Source organism: Pontibacterium sp. (genome assembly GCF_041587635.1).
Lineage (GTDB): Bacteria > Pseudomonadota > Gammaproteobacteria > Pseudomonadales > Balneatricaceae > Pontibacterium.
This window is the reverse complement of record NZ_JBFGYC010000145.1, coordinates 1-7753: the sequence shown is the minus strand read 5'-3', so window position 1 is coordinate 7753 and position 7753 is coordinate 1. Positions and strand designations below refer to the sequence as shown.

General features: G+C 51.5%; 9 protein-coding genes. All 9 read left to right on the top strand.

From position 1 onward, the window contains the following. Positions 1–1028, top strand: a 1028-nt coding sequence (locus ABYW01_RS09220; protein WP_372832253.1) for a hypothetical protein, incomplete at its 5' end; no start/stop codon positions are given. Then, complete coding sequence (locus ABYW01_RS09215) at positions 1012–1911, top strand: metal ABC transporter solute-binding protein, Zn/Mn family (protein WP_372832252.1); 900 nt, start codon at positions 1012–1014, stop codon at positions 1909–1911. The genes ABYW01_RS09220 and ABYW01_RS09215, both read left to right, overlap by 17 nt. Further along, positions 1908–2681, top strand: a complete 774-nt coding sequence (locus ABYW01_RS09210) for a metal ABC transporter permease (RefSeq protein ID WP_372832250.1) — start codon at positions 1908–1910, stop codon at positions 2679–2681. Before ABYW01_RS09215 ends, ABYW01_RS09210 begins: the two co-directional genes overlap by 4 nt. A 179-nt stretch (positions 2682–2860) precedes the next feature. Beyond that, positions 2861–4768, top strand: coding sequence for a threonine--tRNA ligase (thrS, locus tag ABYW01_RS09205; RefSeq protein ID WP_372832249.1), 1908 nt, complete (start codon positions 2861–2863; stop codon positions 4766–4768). 30 nt (positions 4769–4798) lie between these two features. Beyond that, positions 4799–5341 carry a translation initiation factor IF-3 gene (infC, locus tag ABYW01_RS09200; protein WP_371871849.1) on the top strand — a complete coding sequence of 181 codons (543 nt, stop codon included), beginning with the start codon at positions 4799–4801 and terminating at the stop codon, positions 5339–5341. 100 nt (positions 5342–5441) lie between these two features. Continuing rightward, complete coding sequence (gene rpmI, locus ABYW01_RS09195; RefSeq protein ID WP_193952982.1) at positions 5442–5636, top strand: 50S ribosomal protein L35; 195 nt, start codon at positions 5442–5444, stop codon at positions 5634–5636. Between the two features lie 49 nt (positions 5637–5685). Further along, positions 5686–6042, top strand: a complete 357-nt coding sequence (gene rplT / locus ABYW01_RS09190) for a 50S ribosomal protein L20 (RefSeq protein WP_193952983.1) — start codon at positions 5686–5688, stop codon at positions 6040–6042. A gap of 199 nt (positions 6043–6241) precedes the next feature. Further along, positions 6242–7225, top strand: coding sequence for a phenylalanine--tRNA ligase subunit alpha (pheS, locus tag ABYW01_RS09185; protein ID WP_372832247.1), 984 nt, complete (start codon positions 6242–6244; stop codon positions 7223–7225). 61 nt (positions 7226–7286) lie between these two features. Continuing rightward, positions 7287–7753, top strand: a 467-nt coding sequence (gene ytpR, locus ABYW01_RS09180) for a YtpR family tRNA-binding protein (protein ID WP_372832245.1), incomplete at its 3' end; no start/stop codon positions are given.

Here is a 7753-nt window from a genome sequence, read left to right as displayed (position 1 = left end):
ATTACAAATCTGATAACACCGCGCTGGGTGGACGCGAGGATGGTTTGGGCTTAGGGCACACCGAGTTATCTGTTCAGCACCAGATTGCAGATCTTTTCAGCGCCCGTTTGACGGCCATAGCAGAAGTGAATGATGTGGAGAACAACGGAGATATCGAAGAAGCTTATCTGGAAACCTTGAGTTTACCGGCGGGTCTCTCGGTACGCGCCGGTCGTTTTCTGGCGGATCTGGGCTATCTGAATGGGCAGCATTCGCATGCGGATAATTTTGTAGAACGTCCTCTGGTCTACCGTGGATTTTTAGGTAATCACTACTTCGATGATGGTTTGGGTGTACGTGCGGTATTGCCAACGGATATCTACTGGCAACTGAGTGCGGCAGCATTCACCGGCGATCACCTGGGGAGTTTTGAGTCAGGCCCTTCGGTGGGAGCCTGGACATTGGCAACCAAAGTGGGGGATGACATCGATGAATCCCAGAGTTGGCAGGCCGGGGTGAGTTATCTGCGTAACCGCATGGATCTGCATGCCGGTCATGAAGAAGAGCATGAAGATGAAGAAGATCATGAGCATGAAGAGGAACATGCAGGTCACAGCCACGGTGCAGCATTCAGCGGAGAGCACATGTATATCGCGGATGCGGTGTGGAAGTGGTCACCTTCCGGTAACAACAAATCCCAGCAGCTCAGCGTTTCAGCAGAGTACTTCAAGGTTACCGATATCTCACCGGAAGCGGGTGCGGGTGATCATGACGGCTGGTATACCGCAGCCGTCTATCGCTTTGCACCTGAATGGTCTGTGGGTGTGCGCTACGGTGAATTGAATGCCCGACAGGAACACGAAGAGGGCGTGTATGAAAATGCTGACCTACGTGAAACCACATTGATGGCCGCGTGGAATCCAACGCATACCCAAACCGTACGTTTGCAGTACACGCATCAGGATGCCGAGGGCATTGAAGGTGAAGACAATGCGGTCACGCTGCAATACCTGATCAGCTTTGGGGCCCACGATGCGCACAGTTTCTAAACTGCTGGGGCTCGTCTGCGTCTGGTTGGTTACACAGCCTGCCAGCGCGCTGAATATTTTTGCCTGCGAGCCCGAATGGGCTGCGCTGGCGCGGGCGTTGGCTCCGCAGGCGGATATTTACAGTGCAACCCATGTTTATCAGGATCCTCACTATATTGAGGCGCGCCCGAGCCTGATTGCACGTCTGCGGCGTGCAGATATCGCGTTTTGCAGTGGTGCTGCGTTGGAGGAAGGGTGGTTGCCTGCCCTCCAGCAGCGTGCTTCCAACCCGGCTGTTCGCGAGGGCGAGCCGGGTATGTTTTACGCTGCTGATGTGGTCAGCACCATCGAAAAACATCAGGAAGCGCTGGTGGGGCGGGGGCATGTGCATGCTGAGGGTAATCCACACTTGCATCTGGACCCTGATCGGGTTCAAACAGTTGCTCGCCATTTTAGCCAGCGGTTGATGCAACTGGATCCTGAGCAGGCTGAACAGTATCGACAGACGTTTCAGGTGTGGCAGAAACATTGGAAGCAGAAGCGTTTACAGTGGAAGCAGCAGGCGTTAGCGCTGTCTGGAAAATCCGTCGTTGTCCAGCACACCACGTTCTCCTATCTGCTGCGCTGGTTGAAGATAAAGCCGGTTGCCGATCTGGAACCCGCGCCGGGTGTATCTCCCACGCTGAGTCATTTGGATACGCTGACTCAGCAGCTTAAGGCTGAGAAGCCATTAGCGATCATGCACAACTGGTATCAGTCAGATAACAGCGCGCGCTGGCTGGCAAAACGGATCGCCGTGCCGGTGCTGGCGCTGCCTTCGACGGTCAGTGAAAAGGACGGAATTTCAACGCTTGACCAGTTGTTTGACCATCTGATCGCTGAGCTACGGAGTGCTCAGCTGTGAACGACTGGTTGATACTGCTGCCGCCGCTGGTGGCCGGGCTTTTGGTATTGCTCAGCCATATGCCGCTGGGTATGCAGGTGTTGCAACGCGAGATCGTTTTTATTGATCTGGCGATTGCCCAATTAGCTGCATTAGGTGGCGTCTGGGCATTGCAGTGGGAGTGGACTTTACTCCCCGCTGAACTGACACAGATGTTAGGTGGTATTGTGCTGGCATTAGCCGGGACCTCGCTGGTGGCGATGATCTGTCGATACCTGCCGGATCACCGAGAGGCACTGATTGGCTTATTGTACGCATTGTCCGCCAGTGCGCTGATGGTGTTGTTAGCCTATGACCCGCAGGGCAATCGTGCATTATTGCAAAGCCTGAACGGAGATATTCTGTGGGTGAGCTGGTCTCAGATCGGGTGGCTGGCTCTGGTAACGCCTGTGGTGTGGTTTGTGTGCCGTCGTCCAATGGCCACCGGGTTTTATCCTGTTTTTGCTGTATTGGTGACAATCTCTGTGCCGATCATGGGCATCTATCTGGTGTTTTGTAGTTTGATCGCACCGGCGCTAGTGGTGCGTATGTTAAACGGTCAGCAGCTTTGGGGCTGGTTGACCGGATTGCTGGGATACCTGATCGGTTTGTTCGTATCGTTGTTGCTGGATTGGCCTGCCGGTGCGACGCTGGTCCTGTCGGTCATAGTTGTTGCGGTGGTCGTTGTCGTTATCGGCCGTTTTAGTCAGCGTTCTGCTGATGGTTCTACGACTATCACGGCCTCTTCATAAAAAGCGATCAAAAATAACCCAGCGGGTTCTGGGTTAAGTGAATAGATTACGCTAGAATATGCACCGCTTTATCGTTGCACTCGGACTTTCGGCTGCCCGATGAATACTCAATTTATCTCTCAAACATAAGACTACTTATGTGGCCTGTCGTAGGGGCCACCACTGAGCAAGGAAAAGAAATGCCTGTTATTACCCTCCCTGATGGAAGCAAACGTGAGTTCGAACAGTCAGTCACTGTTTTTGACGTAGCTGCCGATATTGGCGCCGGTTTAGCAAAAGCTACACTGGCGGGCAAAGTAAACGGTGAACTGGTTGATGCAAGTCACACCATCACCGAAGACAGTGAGCTGTCGATTGTTACGGCACGTGATGATGAAGGCCTCGAGGTGATTCGTCACTCTTGTGCGCATCTGATGGCGATGGCTGTACAGGAACTGTTTCCTGAAGCTCAGGTGACCATCGGTCCGGTGATCGATGATGGTTTCTATTATGACTTCGCTTACGAGCGTGCATTTACGCCGGAAGACCTGACAGCGATCGAGAAAAAGATGGCTGAACTGGCGAAGAAAAACCTGCCGGTGTCCCGCTCTCTGATGAGTCGTGATGAAGCGGTTGATATGTTTGGGAAAATGGGTGAAAAGTACAAGGTTGAGTTGCTGGAAGCGATTCCGGCGGATCAAGACCTGTCTTTCTACTCTCAGGGCGACTTTATTGATCTGTGCCGTGGCCCACATGTGCCATCCACCGGTCATATTAAAGCGTTCAAACTGATGAAAGTTGCCGGTGCATATTGGCGTGGCGATTCCAACAACCAGATGCTGCAGCGTATTTACGGTACGGCCTGGGGCGACAAGAAAGCGCTGAAAGCTTACTTGCACCGTTTGGAAGAAGCTGAGAAACGCGATCACCGTAAGCTGGGTAAGCAGCTGAACCTGTTCCACCTGCAGGAAGAAGCGCCGGGCATGGTGTTCTGGCATCCGAACGGTTGGACACTATATCAGCAGATCGAAAGTTACATGCGTGCGAAACAGCGTCAGCACGGTTACAACGAGATCAAAACCCCACAAGTTGTCGAGCGCACCTTGTGGGAGAAATCCGGTCACTGGGATAAGTTCTCTGAGCAGATGTTTACGACTCACTCAGAGAGCCGTGATTTCGCGATTAAGCCGATGAACTGCCCATGTCACGTCCAGGTCTTCAATCAGGGCCTGCGTTCATACCGTGACTTGCCGTTGCGTCTGGCTGAATTTGGCTGCTGTCACCGTAACGAGCCATCAGGTGCTCTGCACGGCATCATGCGTGTCCGTGGATTCGTACAGGATGATGCGCATATCTTCTGTGCTGAAAACGCTATTCAGGACGAAGTCGCACGTTTCATCGACTTCTTGCACGAGGTCTACAATGACTTCGGCTTCACCGAAATTATTTACAAGCTGTCTACCCGTCCAGAACAGCGTGTTGGCTCTGATGAGAGCTGGGACAAAGCTGAGAAGGCTCTGGGTGATGCGCTGGATACCGCTGGTCTGGATTGGGAAGAGTTGCCGGGCGAAGGTGCCTTCTACGGTCCTAAGATCGAATTCTCCCTGAAAGACTGTCTGGGCCGTGTATGGCAGTGCGGTACGATTCAGGTGGATTTCTCGATGCCGGGTCGTCTGGGTGCACAGTTTGTTAACGAAGAAGGTGAGCGTGAAACGCCGGTGATGTTGCACCGCGCGATTTTGGGTTCATTTGAGCGCTTTATCGGTATTTTGATTGAAAACTATGCAGGTGCTTTGCCGGCTTGGTTATCTCCGCTGCAAGCTGTAGTGATGAATATTACCGATAAACAAGGCGAATATTGCGAAAAAGTTGTCCAGCGTCTCGAAGAAGCAGGTATTAGATCACATGCGGACTTGAGAAATGAGAAGATCGGCTTTAAAATTCGCGAGCGTACTTTACAGAAGGTTCCTTTCCTTCTGGTAGTAGGTGATAAGGAAGTAGAGTCTGGATCCGTTGCCTTGCGCACTCGGACGGGTGAGGACCTCGGTACCTTATCTATAGACGAGTGTATTGCACTTCTTAGCAACAAGATTGCTGAGAAAGGGTAACTGGAAAAAATCTGATCAGGAGATAGTACCATCAGGCGTGATAACAGAAGGAACCCTCGCCGCGAGCAGGGTCCAATGATTAACGAAAATATCCGTGCGACACAATGCCGACTGATCGGTCCAGACGGTGGCCAAATTGGCGTTGTACCGTTTAAAGATGCTCTTGAGGCAGCTCAGGAAGCAGGACTTGACCTTGTACAGATCGCTGATTCCGATCCCATCGTATGTAAAGTGATGGATTACGGTAAGCATGTGTACGAACAGAAGAAGCAGGCTGCTGAAGCGAAGAAGAAGCAGCACCAGATTCAGGTCAAGGAAGTGAAATTCCGTCCTAATACGGAAGATGGGGATTATCAGGTAAAACTACGCAACCTGATACGTTTCCTGGAATCCGGAGACAAGGCAAAGGTAACCTTGCGTTACCGTGGTCGTGAGATGGCCCATCAGGAACTGGGTATGCAGCTAATGCGCCGGATCGAAGAAGATCTGGTGGAGCTGGGTACCGTTGAACAGCGTCCTAAGATGGAAGGTCGTCAATTGACCATGATGATTGCTCCGAAGAAGAAAAAGTAACCTGCATCCCATCATACCCGTGACTGCTTCGTAAGAAGTGGCCGCGGGTTTTGTTGTTTGTCAGGTGAAAAATAATCAAACGAATGCGTGGAGATTAGTAATGCCTAAAATGAAATCTTGCCGCGGTGCGGCTAAGCGTTTTAAGAAAACTGCCAACGGCTTCAAGCACAAGCAGTCTTACACAAGTCACATTCTGACTAAGAAATCTACCAAGCGTAAGCGTCAGCTGCGTCCAATGATGCAGGTTCACGCTGCTGATCAGGCTCTGATCAAACGCATGCTGCCATACATCTAAGTATTGGTTTTTATTTTTTAGTTTAAGAATTTGAAAAAGGAAGATTGTCATGGCTCGCGTTAAACGTGGTGTGATTGCTCGTCGTCGTCATAAAAAAGTCCTGAAACAGGCAAAAGGTTACTACGGTGCTCGTTCTCGAGTATTCCGCGTAGCAAAACAGGCAGTTATTAAAGCTGGTCAGTATGCATACCGTGACCGTCGTCAGCGTAAGCGTCAGTTCCGCGCACTGTGGATTGCACGTATCAACGCTGCTGCACGTATCAACGGCATGTCCTACAGCCGTTTCATCGCTGGTCTGAAAAAGGCTAACGTTGAAATCGACCGTAAGGTTCTGGCTGACCTGGCTGTATACGAGCAGGCTGGTTTTGCCGCTGTTGTAGAGAAAGCGAAAGCTGCTCTAGCATAAGCACCCACCTCTTGTAGGTAATTGATTCTTTGAATAGGGGAAGGGCGCGAGCTCTTCCCCTATTTTTTGGGAACTCTGGTGAGCCTGTTTTGGCAGGTTGTATCAACAATATCATGCCGAGTCGGCTGAGCAGAGTTTCTGGAAAACGCTGCACGTACATATCTAAAGCAGCATTCCACCCCATCACTTGGAGCCGGAAATGGAAAACATCGAAACCCTTTTGGCAGAAGCGATTGCCGCTGCTGAACAGGCTGAAAATGCGCAGGACCTGGATCAGGTTCGCGTTGAGTATTTAGGTAAAAAAGGTGCGCTGAGCCAGCTGCGTAAAGGCCTGGGTAAGCTGTCTGCGGAAGAACGTCCGGCAGCGGGTGCGCGTATCAATGAAGTGATTCAGGCTGTGACCGCTAAGCTCAATGGTCGCAAAGCTGACTTTGATGCCGCTGCGCTGGAAGCGAAACTGGCGTCTGAAACCATCGATGTTTCTCTGCCGGGCCGTGGTGAAACACTGGGTGGTTTGCATCCGGTAACTAAGACCATGGCGCGTATCGAAGAGTTCTTCGCAGGCATTGGTTACAGTGTGGCCGAAGGTCCGGAGATCGAAGATGATTACCATAACTTCGAAGCGCTGAATATTCCTGCGCACCATCCTGCACGCGCAATGCACGATACCTTCTACTTCGATGCGCATACGCTGCTACGTACGCACACGTCCGGTGTGCAGATCCGCACAATGGAGAAGCAGGAACCGCCTCTGCGTATCGTTTGCCCGGGTCGTGTATATCGTTGCGACTATGATCAGACTCACTCTCCGATGTTCCATCAGGTAGAGGGTTTGCTGGTCGACAAAGATGTCAGCTTTGCCGATCTGAAAGGGACGCTGGAGCAGTTCTTGCGTGAGTTCTTTGAAGAGGACGTTAAGGTCCGCTTCCGTCCGTCTTATTTCCCATTCACTGAGCCATCTATCGAAGTTGATATCGATCGTGGCGACGGTAAATGGATGGAAGTACTAGGCTGCGGCATGGTGCATCCGAAAGTCTTTGAATCTGTTGGTATCGACCCTGAGGAATACACCGGTTTTGCCTTTGGCATGGGTGTAGAGCGTCTGGCGATGCTGCGTTACGGCGTAAATGATCTGCGCCTGTTCTTCGAAAATGACCTGCGTTTCTTACGTCAGTTTTCCTGATTACAGGCACTGATAAGCATTGAGTCATAACGATTAACAACAGAATTCCTGGGAAAACAGAATGAAATTCAGCGAACAGTGGTTGCGCGAGCTGGTAAATCCAGCAGTAGATACAGCGGAACTGGCCCATCAGGTAACAATGGCCGGTTTGGAAGTAGATGAAGTTGAAGCGGTTGCTAAAGACTTTTCTGGCGTTATCGTCGGGGAAATTCTGACGGCCGAGCAGCACCCTAATGCCGATAAGCTGCAGGTCTGCACTGTCAGCAACGGTAGCGAAGAGGTTCAGGTGGTATGCGGTGCGCCCAATGCACGTGCTGGCCTGAAAACAGCATTCGCTACTGTCGGTGCGGTTCTGCCGACACCTGATGGTGAAGCCTTCAAAATCAAAAAAGCCAAACTGCGTCAGGTAGAGTCTTTCGGCATGTTGTGTGCGGAAGATGAGCTGGGTCTGTCTGAAGATCATGGCGGCATCATGGAGCTGGCGGCGGATGCACCTGTTGGCGCTGATCTGCGTGAGTACCTGAATCT

Bases quoted from the DNA above. Each gene is read 5' to 3' on its own strand.
- ABYW01_RS09215 (WP_372832252.1), top strand. From the start codon at position 1,012: ATGCGCACAGTTTCTAAACTGCTGGGGCTCGTCTGCGTCTGGTTGGTT.
- thrS (WP_372832249.1), top strand. From the start codon at position 2,861: ATGCCTGTTATTACCCTCCCTGATGGAAGCAAACGTGAGTTCGAACAG.
- rpmI (WP_193952982.1), top strand. From the start codon at position 5,442: ATGCCTAAAATGAAATCTTGCCGCGGTGCGGCTAAGCGTTTTAAGAAA.
- rplT (WP_193952983.1), top strand. From the start codon at position 5,686: ATGGCTCGCGTTAAACGTGGTGTGATTGCTCGTCGTCGTCATAAAAAA.
- pheS (WP_372832247.1), top strand. From the start codon at position 6,242: ATGGAAAACATCGAAACCCTTTTGGCAGAAGCGATTGCCGCTGCTGAA.